26 protein-coding genes are annotated in these 18,071 nt (G+C 60.2%); 20 read left to right on the top strand and 6 right to left on the bottom strand.

The window, feature by feature from the left end; all coding sequences use genetic code 11:
- Positions 1-4: 4 nt before the first annotated feature.
- The 7 genes from ACH6CV_RS14415 (at position 5) to ACH6CV_RS14385 (ending at position 3,817) form a co-directional block, all read left to right on the top strand.
- Positions 5-880, top strand: a complete 876-nt coding sequence (locus ACH6CV_RS14415; protein ID WP_456358906.1) for a hypothetical protein — start codon at positions 5-7, stop codon at positions 878-880.
- Positions 801-1,997 (top strand): glycine-rich domain-containing protein, encoded by a 1,197-nt coding sequence (locus ACH6CV_RS14410; RefSeq protein WP_456358905.1) that lies wholly within the window; start codon positions 801-803, stop codon positions 1,995-1,997. Before ACH6CV_RS14415 ends, ACH6CV_RS14410 begins: the two co-directional genes overlap by 80 nt.
- An 80-nt stretch (positions 1,998-2,077) precedes the next feature.
- Positions 2,078-2,974, top strand: a complete 897-nt coding sequence (locus ACH6CV_RS14405) for a hypothetical protein (protein ID WP_456358904.1) — start codon at positions 2,078-2,080, stop codon at positions 2,972-2,974.
- A 15-nt stretch (positions 2,975-2,989) separates the two neighbouring features.
- Positions 2,990-3,316, top strand: coding sequence for a hypothetical protein (locus ACH6CV_RS14400; RefSeq protein ID WP_456358903.1), 327 nt, complete (start codon positions 2,990-2,992; stop codon positions 3,314-3,316).
- Positions 3,309-3,506: a hypothetical protein gene (locus tag ACH6CV_RS14395; protein ID WP_456358902.1), complete on the top strand. Its 198-nt coding sequence runs from the start codon at positions 3,309-3,311 to the stop codon at positions 3,504-3,506. The genes ACH6CV_RS14400 and ACH6CV_RS14395 overlap by 8 nt, the downstream gene beginning before the upstream one ends.
- A complete protein-coding gene (locus ACH6CV_RS14390) occupies positions 3,503-3,610 on the top strand; it encodes a CD1375 family protein (RefSeq protein WP_456358901.1) in 108 nt (35 codons plus the stop codon). Before ACH6CV_RS14395 ends, ACH6CV_RS14390 begins: the two co-directional genes overlap by 4 nt.
- Before the next feature lie 63 nt (positions 3,611-3,673).
- On the top strand, positions 3,674-3,817 hold the full coding sequence (locus ACH6CV_RS14385) for a CD1375 family protein (RefSeq protein WP_456358900.1): 144 nt from the start codon (positions 3,674-3,676) through the stop codon (positions 3,815-3,817).
- 118 nt (positions 3,818-3,935) lie between these two features.
- Here the strand turns inward: ACH6CV_RS14385 and ACH6CV_RS14380 are convergent, their stop codons facing one another.
- A complete protein-coding gene (locus ACH6CV_RS14380) occupies positions 3,936-4,118 on the bottom strand; it encodes a hypothetical protein (protein WP_456358899.1) in 183 nt (60 codons plus the stop codon).
- A 113-nt stretch (positions 4,119-4,231) separates the two neighbouring features.
- Between ACH6CV_RS14380 and ACH6CV_RS14375 the strand changes: the two genes are divergently transcribed.
- The 4 genes from ACH6CV_RS14375 to ACH6CV_RS14360 are packed head-to-tail and all read left to right on the top strand — an operon-like array spanning position 4,232 to position 6,579.
- A complete protein-coding gene (locus ACH6CV_RS14375) occupies positions 4,232-5,248 on the top strand; it encodes an ATP-grasp fold amidoligase family protein (RefSeq protein ID WP_456358898.1) in 1,017 nt (338 codons plus the stop codon).
- Positions 5,245-5,745, top strand: a complete 501-nt coding sequence (locus ACH6CV_RS14370; protein WP_456358897.1) for a hypothetical protein — start codon at positions 5,245-5,247, stop codon at positions 5,743-5,745. Before ACH6CV_RS14375 ends, ACH6CV_RS14370 begins: the two co-directional genes overlap by 4 nt.
- Before the next feature lie 19 nt (positions 5,746-5,764).
- On the top strand, positions 5,765-6,076 hold the full coding sequence (locus ACH6CV_RS14365) for a hypothetical protein (RefSeq protein ID WP_456358896.1): 312 nt from the start codon (positions 5,765-5,767) through the stop codon (positions 6,074-6,076).
- Positions 6,077-6,096: 20 nt separating this feature from the next.
- Positions 6,097-6,579 carry a phage holin, LLH family gene (locus ACH6CV_RS14360; protein WP_456358895.1) on the top strand — a complete coding sequence of 161 codons (483 nt, stop codon included), beginning with the start codon at positions 6,097-6,099 and terminating at the stop codon, positions 6,577-6,579.
- Positions 6,580-6,731: 152 nt separating this feature from the next.
- Here ACH6CV_RS14360 and ACH6CV_RS14355 read toward each other — a convergent pair whose 3' ends face one another.
- Positions 6,732-7,184 carry a hypothetical protein gene (locus ACH6CV_RS14355; protein WP_456358894.1) on the bottom strand — a complete coding sequence of 151 codons (453 nt, stop codon included), beginning with the start codon at positions 7,182-7,184 and terminating at the stop codon, positions 6,732-6,734.
- Between the two features lie 216 nt (positions 7,185-7,400).
- On the opposite strand from ACH6CV_RS14355, the gene ACH6CV_RS14350 reads away from it, so the two are divergent.
- From ACH6CV_RS14350 to ACH6CV_RS14310, 9 genes are all read left to right on the top strand, one after another.
- The gene (locus ACH6CV_RS14350) at positions 7,401-8,216 is read left to right on the top strand and encodes a ComEC/Rec2 family competence protein (RefSeq protein ID WP_456358893.1); all 816 of its coding nucleotides are present in this window, start codon (positions 7,401-7,403) and stop codon (positions 8,214-8,216) included.
- Between the two features lie 35 nt (positions 8,217-8,251).
- A complete protein-coding gene (locus ACH6CV_RS14345) occupies positions 8,252-8,572 on the top strand; it encodes a hypothetical protein (protein ID WP_456358935.1) in 321 nt (106 codons plus the stop codon).
- Positions 8,469-9,014, top strand: a complete 546-nt coding sequence (locus ACH6CV_RS14340) for a peptidoglycan-binding protein (RefSeq protein WP_456358934.1) — start codon at positions 8,469-8,471, stop codon at positions 9,012-9,014. Before ACH6CV_RS14345 ends, ACH6CV_RS14340 begins: the two co-directional genes overlap by 104 nt.
- Positions 9,015-9,176: 162 nt before the next feature.
- Positions 9,177-9,980 (top strand): non-homologous end joining protein Ku, encoded by an 804-nt coding sequence (gene ku / locus ACH6CV_RS14335; protein ID WP_456358892.1) that lies wholly within the window; start codon positions 9,177-9,179, stop codon positions 9,978-9,980.
- Positions 9,964-10,920: a non-homologous end-joining DNA ligase gene (ligD, locus tag ACH6CV_RS14330; protein WP_456358891.1), complete on the top strand. Its 957-nt coding sequence runs from the start codon at positions 9,964-9,966 to the stop codon at positions 10,918-10,920. Before ku ends, ligD begins: the two co-directional genes overlap by 17 nt.
- 85 nt (positions 10,921-11,005) lie before the next feature.
- Positions 11,006-12,280, top strand: a complete 1,275-nt coding sequence (locus ACH6CV_RS14325; RefSeq protein ID WP_456358890.1) for a DNA polymerase Y family protein — start codon at positions 11,006-11,008, stop codon at positions 12,278-12,280.
- Positions 12,264-12,512: a hypothetical protein gene (locus ACH6CV_RS14320; protein ID WP_456358889.1), complete on the top strand. Its 249-nt coding sequence runs from the start codon at positions 12,264-12,266 to the stop codon at positions 12,510-12,512. The genes ACH6CV_RS14325 and ACH6CV_RS14320 overlap by 17 nt, the downstream gene beginning before the upstream one ends.
- Before the next feature lie 2 nt (positions 12,513-12,514).
- Positions 12,515-13,090, top strand: a complete 576-nt coding sequence (locus tag ACH6CV_RS14315) for an SOS response-associated peptidase (protein ID WP_456358888.1) — start codon at positions 12,515-12,517, stop codon at positions 13,088-13,090.
- A gap of 211 nt (positions 13,091-13,301) precedes the next feature.
- Entirely contained in the window at positions 13,302-13,865 is a 564-nt protein-coding gene (locus tag ACH6CV_RS14310; protein WP_456358887.1) for a tyrosine-type recombinase/integrase, read from the top strand.
- Positions 13,866-13,929: 64 nt separating this feature from the next.
- On the opposite strand, the gene ACH6CV_RS14305 is transcribed toward ACH6CV_RS14310, so the two are convergent.
- From ACH6CV_RS14305 to ACH6CV_RS14290, 4 genes are all read right to left on the bottom strand, one after another.
- Positions 13,930-15,264, bottom strand: a complete 1,335-nt coding sequence (locus ACH6CV_RS14305; protein WP_456358886.1) for a hypothetical protein — start codon at positions 15,262-15,264, stop codon at positions 13,930-13,932.
- Positions 15,265-16,367: 1,103 nt separating this feature from the next.
- The gene (locus tag ACH6CV_RS14300) at positions 16,368-16,802 is read right to left on the bottom strand and encodes a hypothetical protein (RefSeq protein ID WP_456358885.1); all 435 of its coding nucleotides are present in this window, start codon (positions 16,800-16,802) and stop codon (positions 16,368-16,370) included.
- 55 nt (positions 16,803-16,857) lie between these two features.
- Complete coding sequence (locus ACH6CV_RS14295) at positions 16,858-17,193, bottom strand: hypothetical protein (RefSeq protein WP_456358884.1); 336 nt, start codon at positions 17,191-17,193, stop codon at positions 16,858-16,860.
- 47 nt (positions 17,194-17,240) lie between these two features.
- On the bottom strand, positions 17,241-17,621 hold the full coding sequence (locus ACH6CV_RS14290; protein WP_456358883.1) for a hypothetical protein: 381 nt from the start codon (positions 17,619-17,621) through the stop codon (positions 17,241-17,243).
- Positions 17,622-18,071 lie beyond the last annotated feature (450 nt).

Raw genomic sequence — 18,071 nt, 5'->3', positions numbered from 1 at the left:
TGCGATGGGCTTCAGCGGGCAGCTTTTGACCGTCACCAACAAGGGCCTACAGGTTGACCTAAAGTGGCACGCGGGCGCGCAGCCGCACTTCACGCGGTTCGGGTTCGGCGAGGGGAGCCTTGCCGGAGCCGCGCCCGAGCTGCTGACGGACATGATCGCGCCGGTCTGCTACAAAGCGATGTCGTCTATCGTGGTGACGACCGGACAGGCGGTGGCGATGGTCACGCTGGACAAGGCGGACATACCGCGCGAGTTCGTGTGGCGCGAGATCGCGCTGTTTGCGCACGACCCGGACAGTGGCAACGAGATCATGTACGCATACGGCAACGCGGGATCGGCGGGGCAGGTACTGTCCCCGGTGTCCATGGACGCGCAGGTGATGCGGGTACCGATCAAGATCAGCCGGACGGACAATATCACCTTCGACGGCGGCAGCGGCGTGTACGTGACGGCCGAGGAAATGGCCGAGGCGCTGGCGGGCAAGGCATCGGCGGCTGAGTTGGAGCAGACGAAGCAAGACGTCACCCAGCAGCTGCAAGCGCAGAACACCGCCATCACGCAGCAGCTTGCCGCGCAGGATCAGGCGGTCGACAATGCGCTGGCCAACCTGCAACCCAAGCTGGTCACCGCCGACTACGTGCTGCTCGGCGGCGACGCGTGGACGGCCATCACCCACCCGGACGGGGCGTGGCAGCAGGAGATCGACGTGCCGGGGATGGGCGTGGAGCAGCGGTGCGCGGTGACGTATGCGCCGGGGCATCGCACGGCCTACGAGGAAGCGGGCGTGGCGGCCATCGATAATGACGTCGCTGGCAAGGTGCTGTTCGTCTGCCGAGAGAAGCCCACTGTCAACATCACAGTACGGATCGAGCCGAGATAGGGGGGGTAGTGGTATGGCTAAGGTGGTCAATAGGACGGGCGGGGGCAGGCAGAAGCAGCTCATCACCCAGTTAATCACTGAATCAGGGCCGTGGGTCTGCCCTCCGGGGGTAACGAAGGTCAACGTAAGGCTGTTCGGCGGTGGGGGAGCCGGTGGGCAGCGAAGTTCATCGGAAAGCACAAATATACGACCCGGTGGCGGCGGTGGCGGGCATATGGCTCACGGGCTGCTGGACGTAGTCCCCGGAGTCTCGTACGCAGTGACTATCGGTGCAGGGGGAATAAGTGTTGCTAATGGCGATGGCGGTGCTGGTGGTGTCACATCTTTCAGCAATAAGATGTCTGCGCCCGGGGGATCTGGAGGGAAACTCTTAGGTTCCGGTGGTGATGGGGGTACTGGTGGCGGCGGCGGCGGTTATGCAAACGAGGCCCAACCTGCGTTCGGGGGAAACGGCTCTTACGGCGGCGGCGGGGGCGGTGGCATGACCACGCTAACCAACCAATTTTATACCATGGGTGGCAAAGGAGGCACTTACGGCGGCGGGGGTGGCGGTGGAAAGTTTTCTTTAGGCGGTAGCGGCGGTACTTATGGGGGTAAGGGTGGCGACTACGATGAAAGGGCAGGTTTTCCGAATAGTGCTGAAAACGGCGTCGATACCTCGTCAACACCTTTAGAATTTATAGGGCAAGGCTTGCGAGGAAACGTGATCCCGGGAAATAACGTCATCGGTGGGGCTGCGGGTGGGGGCGGATATGGCGGCAACGGCGGGAACAGCCTTCACTACGGTAGTGACAGCCAAAGCACGGGAGGCGGAGGCGGAGGGGGCTACGGCGGCAATGGAGGCAATGGCGGGTACTCGAATGTCGGTGAGATACAGGGTGGGGCAGCGGGTGGCGGCGGGGGTGGCGGTTACGGCGATAATGGCACGTCAGCCGGCTACCCAAGCACAGGAACCGCATGTCTATACGGCGCCTCACACTTTGTCTATGGAGGTGGCGGGGGTGGTGGTGGGTACGGCGGATTCGGTAGAGGCGGTAGTGGCGTTTTCAAGAGCAACTACTCCGGTGCGGGAGAAAACGGGGCCTCTGGGGTCTGCGTTATCCAATACGTGGCGTAAGGAGGGATTAACATGGCGCGTCCATTGAATTTAACGGGGGGGGTACTAAACAGCTCATCACCCGTTTTATCACAGAGTCGATGACGTGGGTATGCCCTCAGGGGGTAACGAAGGTCAACGTAAGGCTGTTCGGCGGGGGTGGTGGAGCAGATAGCCTAAGTGGTGTCACCGTTCCACACGGACAAGCCGGTGGCGGCGGTGGGCATATGGCCTATGCCGTGTTAGACGTTACTCCGGGGAACAGCTACCCAATCACAATAGGAAAAGCGGGGATAACTTCTGGAACTCCTACCGCTGGCGGGGTTACATCGTTTTCGTCTTTACTATCTGCATCGGGTGGGAGCGCACCTTCGGGTGCGAATGGTGGCAACGGCGGCTCTGGCGGCGGCGGTAGAGGAAATGGCAAAGGAGGCAACGGCAGTTATGGCGGCGGCGGTGGCGGCGGCGGGGTACAGAATGACCCGGGTGGTCTTGGTGGTTCAGGCGGCAGCCTAGGCGGAGCGGGTGGGCAGGGTGGAACAGGAAAGACGGCGACACCAAGTGATCCAAATCCAGCATACGTACCCGGGAAAAGCGGTCAGTCTGGGACGGCTAGTGCTCCTGATTCGTTTGTAGGCCAACAAGCCAGCAACGGCGGTGCTGGCGGCGCAAGCGTAAACTCCGGTCAATACTACGGTGCTGCTGGTGGCGGCGGCGGCGGTGGTGGCGGCGGATACGGCAGTGCTGGCGGACGTGGTGGCGACGCATGGGTAAGCACCGAGAATTCTGGCGACCGTTATAGCGGCTATGGCGGCGGTGGCGGCGGATACGGTGACGCCGGCGGGGCGGGAGATCGGTATCGGTTAATTGGCAGCCTTAGCACTGGCGGTGCTGGCGGCGGCGGCGGAGCATTTGGTTTCGCCCGAGGGGGCGGCAATGTTGGGGGGGAAGTGGGGGAGGCTACGTCCGGTCTGTGCATTCTACAATACCAAATCTAGGGAGGTGGTCGTCCAATGAAATGCTTTCAAATTCTCGGTAGCTTCGTCCACTGGGACGCCTCGCGCCTTTACCCGTCAATCGCAGACATCCCGCCCAACACCTACGCCCCGGACATCCAATTCGTAGATGCGCCCGATTTCGTTTTCGAGGGTTGGGGCTTCGACGCCGACGCAGAGGGCGACGCGCGGTTCATCCAGCCCACGCCGCCCGAAGGCTGGCTGTACGACCCGGAGACGGGGATGTTCAAGCCAATCAACCCGCCGCCGGAGCCGGAACCGGAGCCCAACGCTATCGACCAACTACTCGACTACTTTGAAGGGAAGGTGACCAACAATGCTTGAGGGACTGACGCCGGAACAGCAGGCGCGCGCGGAAGCGATCAAGGCCCGGATGGACGGGCAGGCGGATGAACTTATCAAGACATCGGATGCGGTGGCAGAGGTGAAAGGCCTGGTGCTGACGCAGATGGGCGCGATGGCCGACATGGCCGAGATGATCATGGCCATGCAGACGGGAGGGACGAACCCGTGATTGACCTGTACGTGGCACTGATCAGGGCGGGCAAGCGGACGATTGAGAGCGTCCCGGATCGATACCGCGCGGAGGTTGAGGCGCGGCTGACAGAGGGGGATTGACGCATGGGCAGCGTCTTTTTTTATATCCTCACGGTGATTTTTTGCAGAAAGGAGAGGCAAAGAATGATTGAGTTGTACGCAGTGTTGATCATCAACGGCAAGCGCACGGTCGCGCAGGTGCCGACGCGGTACCAAGACGCCGTGCGCCAACTGCTGGCCGACGCCGGTTTGAATGAAAACGGCGATCCCATCCAGCCTGGCGCGTAGCGGGCGAAACGACCAGCGGGGCGGGCCTGGGCCCGCCCTATACCATGATACAGCGGGGGCGGGCCTAGGCCCGCCCTCACACCACTAGAAGGATTAGATACTCGCCGGGGCGATCAGTTCATTCGACCCTGTGCTTCCCCCGCCGCCTGAGGCGACGATTCTCTGCCGGGCCATCAATGCTGAGATCGAAATCATTGCCCGGGGCCAGATATATCATACCGACATCTTTGTACTCTACGCCGTCGATCACGATCGGTTCTTTAGACCGTTCGTTATCGGCGTCTTTCGGTTCATCTGTCACGGTGCGCCTCCCATATTCCGGAGTGTGCCTCTGTGACTGGGATTATACGCGCCGCGCCGTCCGATTGCAAGGGGCGCGGTATTCTCGGCCAATTTCCCAAAGGGGGTGATGGATTGCGGAGCAGAATCAGGTGGCTGCTGTCGCTGCTGCACTGGTTGCCGGACGTGACTTTTCTGCGCTGGGGGGTTCGCCTTGAGACCGGCCAGCGGTTGGAGCTCGACGAGCCGGTTACCTTCGGGGACAAGCTCGCCCGATTGAAGCTGGCCATGGACGGCCAGCACATGGCCAGGTACGCTGACAAGCTGCGCGCACGCGGAACGGCGGCGCGGGCCCTGGGCGACGCGGCGCTGATACCGCTGCTGGGCGTGTGGGATCGGGTGGATCAGCTCGATTGGACGCGGCTGACCTGCAAGTGCGTCCTGAAATGCACGCACGGGTCGCATTGCGGGGCGGTGTACGATCCCGCCACGGCCACGCCAGCCGAGCGGCGCAGGATCGCGCGGCTGCTGCGCCGGTGGATGGCGCGCAGTTGGTTCTGGCACGGCCGGGAGCCGCCCTACCGGTGGATACGCCCGCGCATCATCGCCGAGGAATGGAGCGCCGACGCGGCGCGCGACGACTACAAGGTGATGGTGTTCGGCGGCGAGCCGATGGTGATCCAGCACCACCGCAAATTCGGAGGCAAGCACACCATCGACTTCTACGACCGATGGGGAGGCAAGATGGGCGGCGTCGCCCGGCGCGGATACGCGACCACCGAGCGCCGCCAGATCGATCCCGTCATCGCGTCCCGGCTGTCGCGCGCGGCGCGCAAGGTGGCGGTGCTGGTGACCGACCGGCGCGGGCGGGTGTGGCCTTACGTGCGCGTGGACATGTACCTGGTCGCCGGGCAGGTCAAATTCGGCGAGATCACCTTCTTCGACGGCGCGGGCTTCGGAACCTATGACCCGCCCGGCATGGACGCCTGGCTTGGCAAGATGATCCCGGTGGGCGCGATGAACTGCCCGCAATGCCTCGCGCCGATGCGCTGGACGGTGAGCAGCGGGGAATTTGGCATGGGCAAGATCAGGGAGGACACCTGCCCCGGGTGCGGGCATAAGCGGACCATACAACTGGGGGTGGGATCATGACGGTGGAGGAAAAACGGGAGTACGCGGTCGCGCTGATGCGATCGATCAAGGGCAAGAACACATACACGCAGGGGAGCAAGCGCAACCGGGTATTCGCGACGCCCGGATACGGGGACTGTAGCAGCACGATCAACGCGGTCATGAAGCGCGTGCTGGGCTACGGCATCGGCAGCCGCACCACCGACCAGATCAAGAACCGGCACAAGCGCAAGGCGATCCGGCTGGACATCGCGATCAAGGGCGGGGTACCGGATATCACACAGTTGGTCAAGGGGGACTGCCTGTACTTCGCCGGCAACAGCGAGAGCCGACGTGCCTGTGAATACGTCGGGCATGTCGAGATGGTTGTGGGGAAAAACCAGCTCGCCGGTCACGGCAGCGGGAAGGGCCCGACGGGCAAGAACCTGACGACCTACTGCCGCAACCGGCAGAAGGCCAAGTCGCCCACGCGGCGCGGCAACCGCGGGCTAATCTGCGCGATCCGGTGGATCACATAAACGACGGAAGGGTGACAAGATGGAAAACCGACCGGTTGGGTTGCACGAGTTTGTAGGGCGCACGAACATGTGTGACGAGCGCTTTTCGCGCGACAAGCAGCGCCTCGACAAGCAGGAGGCGACGTTGGACGAGATCAAGATGCTGAACGTCAAGCTGACAGAGATGATCGAGCGTCATGACGAGGCGGTACGCAAGCACGACGACCGCCTGGCGGCCATCGAGAAGCAGCCGGCCGATACCTGGGGCAAGGTAAAAGCCGCGATCATCGGGGCCGTGGCCAGCGGCATCGCCATGGCCGCGATCAACCAAGTGCTCAACGCCCCGAAGTAGGGCGAGAAAGGAAGGAACCCGTGAAGAATAAAAAGAGGGTTGGCATCTTACTGGTGGCGTTAGTACTCCTGACCGCCATCTCGTTGTCAGCACAACCAGCCATTGCGGAGGCAACTCAGCCCGAATACCGCCCGATGATCGACCTGACGCAGGTCGTGACCGCGGTGCTGGGCCTGATGGCGACGGTGGTCACGGCGGTCGTGGTGCCGTGGCTCAAGGCCAAGCTGGGCGCGGAGAAATTCCGGGCCGGGCAGATCATGGCCACGTCTTTTGTGCGGGCAGCGGAGCAGTTGTATGGCCCCGGCAAGGGCGCGCAGAAGCTGGCCTACGTGAAGGAAGAACTCGAGAAGCGCGGTATTACATTCAACAATGCGCTGATCGAGGCCGCCGTATATGACTTGGCGGGCAGCTTCCAGGGCGACGAGGCTTCCCCATTCGAAGACGAGGACGACGACATCGAGAAAGACAAGGACAATCCTACTGATCCGGACAACCCGGCATAACCACTGTACATACATAGCGCCCCTTCTTTGCGTAACGCTTGGGAGGGGCGTTTTTGTTTTGGGTCTGGATAATCTTTGAGAAGCCAAGGAGGTCAATAAGAGCGACGAAGTATTTGCTCTCCATAATCACAACTTGCCATCCACTCAATCTTTTAAGTATTTTCCCGGCCTCCAATTGTGTGTAGATCAAGAACGTCGATCAGTATGTTCCATCGCTCCACGTTCGCTGATATTGCATGCGAATTATCTTCTACATTTCCAGCAAACACATTGTTTGAGAGCCCCGTCAGAGCCTTTCTAGCCTTAATCAACGAATCCTCAGACGGTACAAAGGGCTGATACTTACACCGAGATTCAGCGAAACCTGAAACTTCACTCGCCAACGTTCGCAGCGCATGTGAAGCGTCTCTGTAGGAATCCAATTCTATTCCAGCGCGTATACCCACCAATGGATAAGATATTTCGGGCGAATGCATGGTAAGCGCGTAGGCAATGCGTCCTTTAAGTTGAATGTACTCCTGCGCTGGGTTTACGAACTTGATCCTAAGGTACTCGCCTACCATAAACACAATGACGCCGCCTATTACTGCTGCGATGATTTCCATTAAGTTGTCACTTCTTTCATTAATAATCGAGTTAATATGACACAGTATAGCACGCCGAGAATCTATAAACAATACATTCTGCGCATAAAATTTTCAATTATTGACACAACAGTAAACGCATAGTACAATAAAATGAATGGATATGGTGGGAGGCAGTGAAATGAAGGACTGGGATACCCATGCAGCGATTTTCCCTCTGCTGCCCGGTAAACACCCATGAAAAAGCTACTTGCATTCCTGGTCCTTATCGCCTGGCTCCTTCCTGCCATCGCAGATACGACCGTCCAGTTCGTAGACGTCGGCCAGGGCGACTGCACGATCGTAAAGTCAGCCGGTCAAACGTTGATGGTCGACACAGGCCCGCCTGGGGCCCGCATGGCGGTTGAGGCGTGTCTGACGGCCAACGGTATCGACCGCATCGACACGCTCGTGCTGACCCACCCCCACGAGGATCATGATGGACTGCTCGGCTACCTGGCCAGCAGAGGCCCGATTGGCGCCTTGTACATGCCCGAGTACGCGGACGACGAGGAGGATTACGGCGATCTGCTGCGCAAGCTTGTCGGCAAGGGGACGCGCATCATCTATCCAGGCGTAGGCGATCAGTTTGCAATAGGGGATGCAACCGTGACCGTCCTGTCCGCCGCCGATCCCGCACGGTTTCCGGACAACATAAATCTGTGGTCGATAGTCCTGCGGATCGCGGACGGCCCCACGTCCGTAATCGTCACCGGCGACGCCGAGGATATCAATGAGTTCGCCATGATCGACGCGGGAATGGACTTGGATGCCGACATCCTTCGCGTAGGACACCACGGCAGTCACACATCTACGTCGGGGGCGTTCCTGGACACTGTGATGCCCACCGTGGCCGTGGTTTCCTGCGGTGCTGGCAATTCGTACGGACACCCACACCAGGTGGTTCTGGACGCCCTGTATGATCGGCAAATACCCGTAATGCGCACGGATATCAACGGAACGGTCACGGTCAGAATTGACGCAGAAGCGTACGCAATACAGACAGAAAAGTGATTGGGAGGAACCGCGATGAGAAAGCGTAGGGGCGGATGTTTCACCATCCTAGTTATCCTGATCTTGCTCGCAGGGATAGGCCAACTCGGTGGACGCAAAAGCACTTCTACCTCGCCGGCGGCAGTCCGTACTCCGGCGGCTCAATCGACCGCTGCCATTCCATCACCGAGCCCGACGCCGTTGCCATCGGCAACTTTGAGGCCGACACCAACAGCAGCGACTGTCAAGGGCGCGATCACCACGCCTTCATCCGTGCCCACTACTGCGCTGCAGCCTACGCCCAACCCGTCGTCAAAGCCTACACCTACCCCAACACCGCGTCCGACGCCTACGCCAGTTCCTACGCCGACATATAGTGCTCTTGCCCCAGGTGCCAAAGGAGATGACGTCCGGGATTTACAGGAACGCTTAGTCGAGTTGGGCTACGCTATCGGGTCAGCCGACGGTCAGTATGGCGGCAAAACCAAAGCTGCTGTGAAGGCGGTCCAAGTTCTCGCAGGGCTCCGGGTCACCGGTACCGCGGACGAGGAAACGCAGGAGGTCATTTGGGGGCGATATGCGCCCACACCACAGCCGAAGCCGACACCTACGCCGAGGCCCACTCCGAGGCCAACGCCGGAGCCAGAACCAGTGGACGAAGGCACGGACTACATCTTGAACAGGAACACGAGGAAATTCCACTATTCATGGTGTAGTAGCGTTGACCAGATGAAGGAAAGTAACAAAATATACTTCACCGGGACCAGTGAACAAGCGCAAAGAAAGGGATACGTCCCATGCAAGCGTTGCAATCCGTAGCTCAAGATCATACATGTGGCCCGAAATGAAAGGAGTTGTGTAAGCCACCCCCCGCTTCGGCTACATGCCGGGCGGGGGCTTTTTTTGTTGTCGATCCGATGGCATAATGGCGGGTCATGCCGAATCCGCGAAGCGTGCATACTACCCGCGAGGTGATGAATCATGGCAGTCGCGCACAAGACCACAATCGCATTTTCGCTGGTGTCCATCCCAGTATCGATGTACACGGCCACGCAGGACAACGACATCCATTTCAACCAGCTCCATGACGCGGACGGTCAGCGAATCCGGTACAAGAAGATTTGCGGGCATTGCGGCACGGAAGTCGAGAGCAAGGACATCGTGAAGGGGTACGAGTACGGCAAGGACAAGTACGTGACCATCACGGACGAGGACATTGAGAACGCCAAGTCCGCCAAGGACAAGACCATATCGATCCTGCACTTTGCTAATCTCAACCAGATCAGCCCGGTCTACTACGAGAAATCATACCAGGTCGTGCCCGAGGCGGGCGGGGAGAAAGCGTTTGAGCTGCTGCGTTCGGCGCTGATGGCGCAGCAGAAGATCGCCATCGGCAAGACCGTCATGGGCAGCCGTGACACGCTGATGGCCATCATACCGCGCGAGGAAGGCATGCTGATCCAGACGATGTTTTTCGCGGATGAGATCAAGGACTTGCCCAAGACCTACAACAAGCCCGAGGTTTCGGAACAGGAATTGAACATGGCGCGGATGCTGATCGATTCGATGGACGCACCTTTCATCCCCGACGCCTACCACGACGAATATCAGATGAAACTGCGCGCTATGATCGAGGCAAAGATACAGGGCCGGGACATCGCGCAGGCCGCGCCTGAGCCGGGCACTGTGATCGACCTGATGGACGCGCTCAAGGCCAGCATCGAAAAGCAGCAGTCACAGGACGAAATCCGCAAGAACAGCCCGGTGTATGCCGGCACCCGCTGACATGGATCTGTTTGAGACAAAGGACGTGCGGCCCATGCTGATCGGCGAGGCGGGCCCGGCTTTCGATTCGCCGGAGTACATCTACGAATTGAAGTTGGACGGCGTGCGCTGCGTTGCCTATCTGGGCGATGGCAGGACCGAGTTGCGCAACAAAAGGCTGATTAACGTGACCAACACCTACCCGGAGCTGGGCGATATGCACCAGCAGGTGAACGCGCGCTGCATTCTGGACGGCGAGGTATTCGTGATGAAGGATGGTAGGCCCTTCTTCGCCGAGATACAGCGCCGGGCGCTGATGAGCGACCGGTTCAAGATCGCGCTGGCAGCAAAGCAGTTGCCGGTCAGCTTTACGGCGTTCGACATCCTGTACCGGGACGGTGAGGACTTGATGCATCGGCCACTAATCGAGCGCAAGCGCATGCTGAGCGAGACGGTCTCGCGCGAGACCGACCGGTTTGCCGTGTCGCGCGTGATCGAGAACAACGGAGTGGCGCTGTACAATTTGACCGTCGAGCAGGGCCTTGAGGGCATCGTCGCCAAGCGAAAGGACAGCCTATACCGCGTGGACAAGCGCACGCGCGACTGGATTAAGTGCAAGAACCTGCTCGACGATGATTTCGTGGTGTGCGGATACATCGAGAAGGAGCGCGGCGTGGTCAGCATCGTGACGGGCCAGTACGATGAGGGCGAGCTTGTCTACAAAGGGCATGTTACGCTGGGGGTGTCGGGCCGCGACTTTCAGCGCATCAGGGACGCGCCGCGCCGCCGCCATCATCCATTTGCCGCGCTGCCAGAGGGCAACGAGACGGCGGTTTGGATACAGCCCGACCTGGTTTGCACCGTCGAGTACATGGAGAAAACGAGCGGCGGCGGTCTGCGCCAGCCGGTGTTCAAGGGGCTGAGGGACGATAAAGCGCCCGAGGAATGCACCGCTTTATGAAATCTGTTGGGATTTGCCAGTTGACAACCGCGAACAGTTGTTTTATAATCAGCTCAAACAGATGTTCGTGAGGCGGTGAAACGGCATGGGCCGGGTGATTCTGCATTCCGACGCCAACAGCTACTATGCGTCGGTGGAGTGCCTGTATACGCCGTCGATCCGCGAGAAGCCGGTGGCGGTATGCGGCGACCCGGAGGCGCGCCACGGTATCGTGCTGACCAAGAACCAGATTGCGAAGAAGTTCGGCATACAGACGGGCGAGGCCATCTGGCAGGCGAAGCAGAAGTGCCCGTCGCTGGTGGTGGTGCCGCCAGACTATGACCTGTACGTGCATTTCAGCGAGAAGATGCGCGCGATCTACGCGCAGTACACTGATCGCGTGGAGGCGTTCGGCCTGGACGAAAACTGGATCGGGCTGACGCAGCCGGGGATGGACATCCGGGAGGGGACGCGCATCGCCCACGAAATCCGGAGCCGGGTGCGCGAGGAACTGGGGATCACGGTATCGGTCGGGGTGTCGTTCAACAAGGTGTTCGCGAAGCTCGGCAGCGACATGAAGAAGCCGGACGCGGTGACGGTGATCGGCGAGGACGGGTACCGGGAAAAGATATGGCCGCTGCCGGTCTCGGAGCTGCTGTACGTCGGGCCGCAGACCACGAAGAAGCTGATGAAGGCGAACGTCAACACCATCGGGCAACTGGCGAACATGGACCTGACGGCGGCGGAAGGGCTGCTGGGCAAGAACGGCGTGATGCTCAAAGCGTTCGCGATGGGATTGGACGAATCGCCGGTCATGAAGATGACGGCGACCGAGGCGGTCAAATCAGTCGGCAACTCCACCACGCCGCCGCACGACCTGGAAAGCGACGAGGACGTGAAGCGGCTGTGCTACCTGCTATCCGAGAGCATCGCGCGGCGGCTGCGCGCCCAGGGGTTCCGGGCCGGCGTGGTGTCGATCAGCGTGCGCGACGTGAACCTTACGACCAACGGGTGCCAGCGCAAGCTGGGCGATGCGACCAGCAACACCGGCGAGATCGCGCGCATGGCCTACGCGCTGTACATGGAGCGATACCGGGCCCGGCTGCCGCTGCGGTCGATGGGGATCAGTTGCGGGTCGCTGGTGCCCGAGGACGCGCCGGTGCAGCTATCCATGCTGGGCGACGACGCCGCGCGCGAAAGGCGGGACGCGCTGGAGCGGACGCTGGACAGCCTGCGGTACCGGTTCGGGCATCAGGTGATCCAGCGCGCGGTGGTGCTGGCCGACCGACAGTATGCGGCGATCGACCCAACCACGCAGACCATACACCCGGTGGCATTCTTGAGGGAGGATCGGGGTGTGAACTATGCAAGACCGTCGTAACCCTCTCAAGGAGTACCTGCGCGTGCGCGTGGACTGCGAGCCGGACGGGCGCATGATCCCGCTGGCCATCTACCCGGACGAGGGCGGGCCGGAAGTGATCGACAAGGTGCTGGACGTACGCGAGGCGCCGTCGCTAAAGATGGGCGGCCAGGGGGTAAGGTATACCTGCAGGATGCGCGGGCAGGAAATCTACCTGTTCTGCGACCGGGGACAGTGGTTTATGGAGGGATAAGCATGTGCGGGCGCTACTACATCGAATCGGACGACGTGGCGGAGGAGCTGCGGCAAATCATCGAGGCGGTCAACCGGAAGGCGACCGAGGACATGCGCGTCAAGACGGCGGGCGAGGTCTTCCCTACCGACGTGGTGCCGGTGCTGGCCGAGAGCAAGGCCGTGCCCATGAAGTGGGGATACAGCATGGCGCAGGGCCAGAAGCCGGTAATCAACGCACGCAGCGAGACGGCGGGCGAGAAGCCGATGTTTCGCCGGTCGATGGTGGAGGCGCGATGCCTGATCCCGGCCAGCGGTTACTACGAGTGGGAGCCGCAGGATGGGCGCAAGCAGAAGCGGGCGCTGTATGCGCAGGCGCCGGTGATCTACATGGCCGGGCTGTACCGGCAGGAGAAGGACCTGGCGCTGCCCTGCTTCGTGATCCTGACGCGCGCGGCCGCGCCGGGCATCCGGCACATCCACGAGCGCATGCCGGTGATCCTGACGGGCGAGCAGCGGCGTGCCTGGTTGGCGGGCGGCGCGGACGCGCGGGGGATCATCGAGCGGGCCTTTGAGGGGATTGAGAGCCGGGCAGTATAGTGAGCGGGAACGACGGGAACATCCAGCGAAAACGCTGGGTGTTTTTTATTTGGGCCGAAGAGTTAGCCATAACGAGGCAAATGCAAACTGAGCGGGGAAAAGGGGCGAAAACCATGCGCATTAACGAAATTTTGGAGCGAGTTTACCACAATTACGGGATATGGCAAACTCAAAAGCGAAAACGTATGCGGATTTGAAGGAGGGGCACAGCATGAACATGGTGGATTCGATCAGGAACGAGGAGCAGTTGAACCGGGTGTTTGAGTTGGTCAAGGGCAAGGGGCTGCCCGAGCTGTTGTTTCTGTGCGGGATGAACTTCGGGCTTCGCATCTCGGACATGATCGACCTCAAGGTTGGCGACGTGCGCAAGAGCCACGTGAGGCGGCGGGAGCAAAAAACCAGCAAGCAGACCATCATCCTCATTAACCCGAGCGTGCAGCGACGATTGAATGTGTTGCTTTCCGGGCGAAAGGACGATGAGCCGCTGCTCATGTCCCGCCAGCGCAGCCGCGCGACCGGGCAGCCCAAGGCCATCACGCGCCAGCGGGGGTATCAGATCGTGGGCAAGTTCTGCCGCATGGCCGGGTGCGATTTCCCGGTGGGCAACCACACGCTGCGCAAGACATTTGGGTACTGGCATTATCAGCGCTTCCATGATGTGGTATTCCTGATGCGGCACTTCAACCACTCGGATCAGAACGTGACGCTCAGATACATCGGCGTCTGGCAGGATCAGCTGGACGACCACATGAAGAAGTTCAAACTGGGATGCTGAACGCCGCCCGGCGAATATGGAAAGTGCCGGGCGGCGTTTGGTATCTGAAATTGGTGGACGGCGTTTACTCCACGCCTGTCAGCGCGCGGGCGCAAGCCTCGATGCCGGTCGACGGGAAATAGCGGACCGGCACATTGTTGGCGCGCGCGATGCTCACGGCGCGGTAGAAATCCGAATGCCCCATGTATTGCGAAGCGAACCAGAGCTCGGACGCGCCGCGCACGTCGGCGTCAGTGAAGGTTACATCGGCCGGAATGAACTTGGCCTGCGGGAACAGCTCACGCATGCGGCGCGCCCAGGTGTCGCGCCCGCCGATCGACAGGATGCCGGGCGGGAGATCGCGCAACCTGGCCGCTTCCGGGATGGGTTCGCCGGTCTCCGCCTGTTGGGCGGCGTAGAGCGCGGTGCGCAAGGCGGCAAGCTCTTGTCGGTCGGCTTCAAGCGACGCGGCGCGCGCTTCCGCCGCCGCCAACTTTCTGGACAGCTCATCAATCTGCTTGTTGGCTATGGTCAGTTGGTCTATGGTGTTTTTGCGCTCGTTCTCAGCCCGCTCGGCGTCGCGCCTGGCGGCTTCCACCGCCACCACCTGGTCGTCGCGGAAGGATTCGAGGCAGAAAGCGCGGTCCTGCTGTATGGCGCGAAAGGTCAGCGCCCACAGGGCAAGGTCTTTCGCGGCTTCGTCGTCGCCATCCGAGGCCAGCACGCAGGCGGTTTGATCTGCGCTCGTGAGGTAGATGCCATCCACATATTCATCGATGCTCATGCCCATGGCGTCGGCCAGCAGTTCAACCGGTCGATAGCGATCGGCGCCGAACGCGTCGGCGATGCCCGTCTCGCCGGGCAGGACGACGCCTGAGAATAGTATGCGGGCCTTGGCCTTGTGGGGGTGCATGCGGTCGGTAAAAACGGGTCGAACATCTTTCCAGAACGCGTCGTATCCGTTCAGCAAATCCATAACCTCGCGCGTGTCCTTGTCGCCGACGAGTGCGCGCCCGGTCTTGGAAACCATGGTTACCGCCGCGACCAGCATATCAATCGTCTGATTGTAGGTCAGGCGCGATTTGGGCCCATGCAGGATGAACGGTATGCTTACCGCCGCGTCATGCGGCATGGCGGACAGCGCCTGCCATACGGGCCGCCAGCCATCGCGCAATATGGCGAGCACATCGTCCACGTCCAAAGCGCACAACAGGACGCCCAGCGCGCGCCTGGCCATAATGGCCTGCTCGGCGCGGCCGCTGACGATTACCGGATGGTTGTAGTAATCGGATTGGCGCGCTGCGGCGTGACAGGCGGCGCGGTTGAGTTTGAACGTTGCCTGCAAGCGGCGGCGGCACTTTTCATTGCGCGCGATGGCCGCGGCCAGGTATGGGGTGGCGTCGAATCTGTACTGATCCATGGGATACCTCGATTCTGAAATTGATGGGCGGCGTTATGGCGTGTATGAACGTGGTCATTGACGGCCATGATTCCCGGATCGCTCGCGCACCAATTGACGCCGTTTTGCCTCGGTGACGCGGCTTATTTCCCGCCGCCCAATCTTGCGGCAATCGTCCGAGCAGTAGACACAGCGTTCAGACGTGCCGTGAAATGAACTACCGCAGATTTTGCATGTTAGGGTGTACTTGCCTATCCTGCGAAGTTCGTTGATCCGCTCACGGTTATTCGCGTTCCAGTCGCGTGACTGAGCGTTGTCAATAAGCTTGACTGCCTCCGGCGCGCATTGCTTACAGTATTTTTGCAAACCTCCCTCAACGACATAGGGCTCGCCACACACGGCGCACGTATCAGTGCTGCCGATCGGTCGAACCTTTCCGGCTCGCTTCCTAGCCGCCGCTTCCCTGCCATGACGTCGCTTGCGTTCAGTTCTGCACTCCGGACAATACCATGCGCGCGGACCACCCCGGAACGCCTCGCCACATTCGCGGCACGTCCGCTCGGCCAGGGTGGATTTGGCGAACGAGGCGGCCGGTCGGACGGGGGCGAGCCCCGACGCATCGGGCAGGGGATCGTCGATTGCGTCGGGATGTTGCTTTTGACGGCGCATGCGCACCCAATTTGAGTTGTAATCTCTCTGATGCTTTTTCGTACAGTCTGGACAGCGTTTCGGCGCACGTGCGCTTTCGAATTCCGCGCCGCAGTCAACACATGTCAAGATGCGAGATTCTGCTTTTCGTTGGCCTCGAACTCGGGACACCGGCTTGCCTTGCATAGCCATTACATTTCGCACTGCCGCACAGCGCGCCGAGCAGTATAATTCATTGGGCATACTCGGCACAAAGTCTGCGCCGCAATTCTGGCAAATGCGCGGCATGGCCGCCTTTAAAAACCCCGGTCTCTTTCCTCGAGTCTTGGAGTATCTCTCCGTATAGTAATCTATGAGATTCTGCGTATTACACTCCGGGCAGCATGTACTTCTGCCGCCCGGATACACATATGGCTTGCCGCATTTCGCGCAATGATACTCCTGCCCGACCTTTCGGCTCTTGTCGGTTGTGCTGCTCACGCCAGCGCCGCCTTTATCGCGGCCTCAACCCACGCCGACAGAGTGGATCCGTTTTGCGCCGCAGCCTGACGTGCGCGCGCGAGCGTTGCACTATCGATCTGTGCGTGCAGCGCCGTCACGCTGTCATCCTCGGAGATCGCGCCGAAGGTTTCCTCGTACTCGTCCGCGGTAAGGTTGATCTCTGCCCACTCGCGCGCGGCGTCGTAGGTTAGGGGGATCAACTGTTCTCCGCCGCTCCAGCTATTCTGTCCGAGTGTCCTGGCGTACTTCGTCGCTGCGCCGCCCTCTCCGTGCAAGAAGAACTCGCCAGTGCGCTTCTGGTACAGGTCTTCGCTTAACCAATACAGATCGCCCGGCATTCCGTCGTCGTGGCCGCCTATCCGCTTTGCCTTCTCGGTATCGTACACCTTGTTCGCGATGATCTTTTTCATGGTTCCTCTCCTTCTCCCGGTCTTTCGCCCGGCCGGGAGGGCGTCTGGCTTATCGTTAAACGCTGTACTTTTCGCGCAGCTCGTCGAGCTTTTTGCGCGCTCTGTCGTACTCTTTGTCGCCGTATGCGATGCCTTCCGCAAGTCTCAACCCGTCGTCTAGTCCGTATGCGCCGCCCATCATGCCCATCGCGGCGAGCATGCCCCGTGCGTAAGCGTGCATAGCGTCCGCTTGCGCCGTCACATCGCGCGATACGTCCCGCATGCCTTCGGGGTCAATCGCGTCGTCCACTATCTTTTTTGCCCGCGTAATGTGCTCGGTCGCCGTAGCCAGTACGGCGGTTTCTTCGGCTGTCATCTCGTCGTCCATCACAAACTCCTCGCAAAGTGTCATTGTCTTCTCCTTCTCCCCGCTTTTGGCCGGGCGGGGGCGGCTTGTCCTTACCACTCTACGATCTCATCCTTGTACTGTTCGATAAACGAGCCGGTCAGCATCCATCCGATGTTGCTGTAGTCGATGTCCGGCACCCAACCGTTTTCTTCCTCGTATGCGCTCAGCGCGGCCTCCACGATCTCTGTCACATCCTCGGCTACATCTTGATCCAGCACGGCCGGATACTCATCAATCTCGTCTTCGGCGTACATCCGCTCGACTTCGGCCAGTGCAGCGTGGCGATGAGAGCCAGTTAGGAGCGATTCGCCGCACACCAAGATCGGGCAGCCCTGCCAGCCGTTCTCAATCATGCTTTGGGCCAGTGCGCGCACCCTCTGCGCATCCACGTTGTTGATCTCTTCATACCGGCAAATCTGGCTGTACTTCATGGTGGCGACCTCCTTGTGTGATCCCTTGAACTAACTCTATTATACGCCAATCTTCGTACAAAGTCAAGCAAAGATTAGATAATTAACAAAATTAACATTATGATATGCGAAGAGAAATGCCCCTTCCTGGTATTGAGGCTATGTTTGCGCGCATGAGTGAGGGATTTGCATCGATGCTAAACACACAGTATAGACCAGCTAAACCCATGTGCAACTTCTGTGCAACTTAATTTTCCGACACGTCAAACCGGAGGCTCCAAATCCCCTTGATACCATTGACTTCTCGCACCAGTGCGTCCAATTTTCAGCGGTTCATACCCGGAGTGTCACCTGTTCGAATCAGGTCGCCGCTACCACGGAAACCCCCGAAATCATTGAGATTTCGGGGGCCTTGCTTTTTCAGTCGTCGGAGTGGCCGCGGGCTTGTGCAACGGTTCAATCTCTTTTTTC

Source organism: Anaerozeibacter quisquiliarum (assembly GCF_051162045.1).
Classification (GTDB): domain Bacteria; phylum Bacillota; class Clostridia; order Christensenellales; family Aristaeellaceae; genus Anaerozeibacter; species Anaerozeibacter quisquiliarum.
This window is presented reverse-complemented; position numbering and strand designations above follow the sequence as displayed.

Coding starts and splice junctions, on each gene's coding strand:
- ACH6CV_RS14415 (WP_456358906.1), top strand. CDS start 5: ATGGGCTTCAGCGGGCAGCTTTTGACCGTCACCAACAAGGGCCTACAG.
- ACH6CV_RS14410 (WP_456358905.1), top strand. CDS start 801: ATGACGTCGCTGGCAAGGTGCTGTTCGTCTGCCGAGAGAAGCCCACTG.
- ACH6CV_RS14405 (WP_456358904.1), top strand. CDS start 2,078: ATGACGTGGGTATGCCCTCAGGGGGTAACGAAGGTCAACGTAAGGCTG.
- ACH6CV_RS14400 (WP_456358903.1), top strand. CDS start 2,990: ATGAAATGCTTTCAAATTCTCGGTAGCTTCGTCCACTGGGACGCCTCG.
- ACH6CV_RS14395 (WP_456358902.1), top strand. CDS start 3,309: ATGCTTGAGGGACTGACGCCGGAACAGCAGGCGCGCGCGGAAGCGATC.
- ACH6CV_RS14385 (WP_456358900.1), top strand. CDS start 3,674: ATGATTGAGTTGTACGCAGTGTTGATCATCAACGGCAAGCGCACGGTC.
- ACH6CV_RS14370 (WP_456358897.1), top strand. CDS start 5,245: ATGACGGTGGAGGAAAAACGGGAGTACGCGGTCGCGCTGATGCGATCG.
- ACH6CV_RS14365 (WP_456358896.1), top strand. CDS start 5,765: ATGGAAAACCGACCGGTTGGGTTGCACGAGTTTGTAGGGCGCACGAAC.
- ACH6CV_RS14355 (WP_456358894.1), bottom strand. CDS start 7,184: ATGGAAATCATCGCAGCAGTAATAGGCGGCGTCATTGTGTTTATGGTA.
- ACH6CV_RS14350 (WP_456358893.1), top strand. CDS start 7,401: ATGAAAAAGCTACTTGCATTCCTGGTCCTTATCGCCTGGCTCCTTCCT.
- ACH6CV_RS14345 (WP_456358935.1), top strand. CDS start 8,252: ATGTTTCACCATCCTAGTTATCCTGATCTTGCTCGCAGGGATAGGCCA.
- ku (WP_456358892.1), top strand. CDS start 9,177: ATGGCAGTCGCGCACAAGACCACAATCGCATTTTCGCTGGTGTCCATC.
- ligD (WP_456358891.1), top strand. CDS start 9,964: ATGCCGGCACCCGCTGACATGGATCTGTTTGAGACAAAGGACGTGCGG.
- ACH6CV_RS14325 (WP_456358890.1), top strand. CDS start 11,006: ATGGGCCGGGTGATTCTGCATTCCGACGCCAACAGCTACTATGCGTCG.
- ACH6CV_RS14320 (WP_456358889.1), top strand. CDS start 12,264: ATGCAAGACCGTCGTAACCCTCTCAAGGAGTACCTGCGCGTGCGCGTG.
- ACH6CV_RS14315 (WP_456358888.1), top strand. CDS start 12,515: ATGTGCGGGCGCTACTACATCGAATCGGACGACGTGGCGGAGGAGCTG.
- ACH6CV_RS14310 (WP_456358887.1), top strand. CDS start 13,302: ATGAACATGGTGGATTCGATCAGGAACGAGGAGCAGTTGAACCGGGTG.
- ACH6CV_RS14305 (WP_456358886.1), bottom strand. CDS start 15,264: ATGGATCAGTACAGATTCGACGCCACCCCATACCTGGCCGCGGCCATC.
- ACH6CV_RS14300 (WP_456358885.1), bottom strand. CDS start 16,802: ATGAAAAAGATCATCGCGAACAAGGTGTACGATACCGAGAAGGCAAAG.
- ACH6CV_RS14295 (WP_456358884.1), bottom strand. CDS start 17,193: ATGACACTTTGCGAGGAGTTTGTGATGGACGACGAGATGACAGCCGAA.
- ACH6CV_RS14290 (WP_456358883.1), bottom strand. CDS start 17,621: ATGAAGTACAGCCAGATTTGCCGGTATGAAGAGATCAACAACGTGGAT.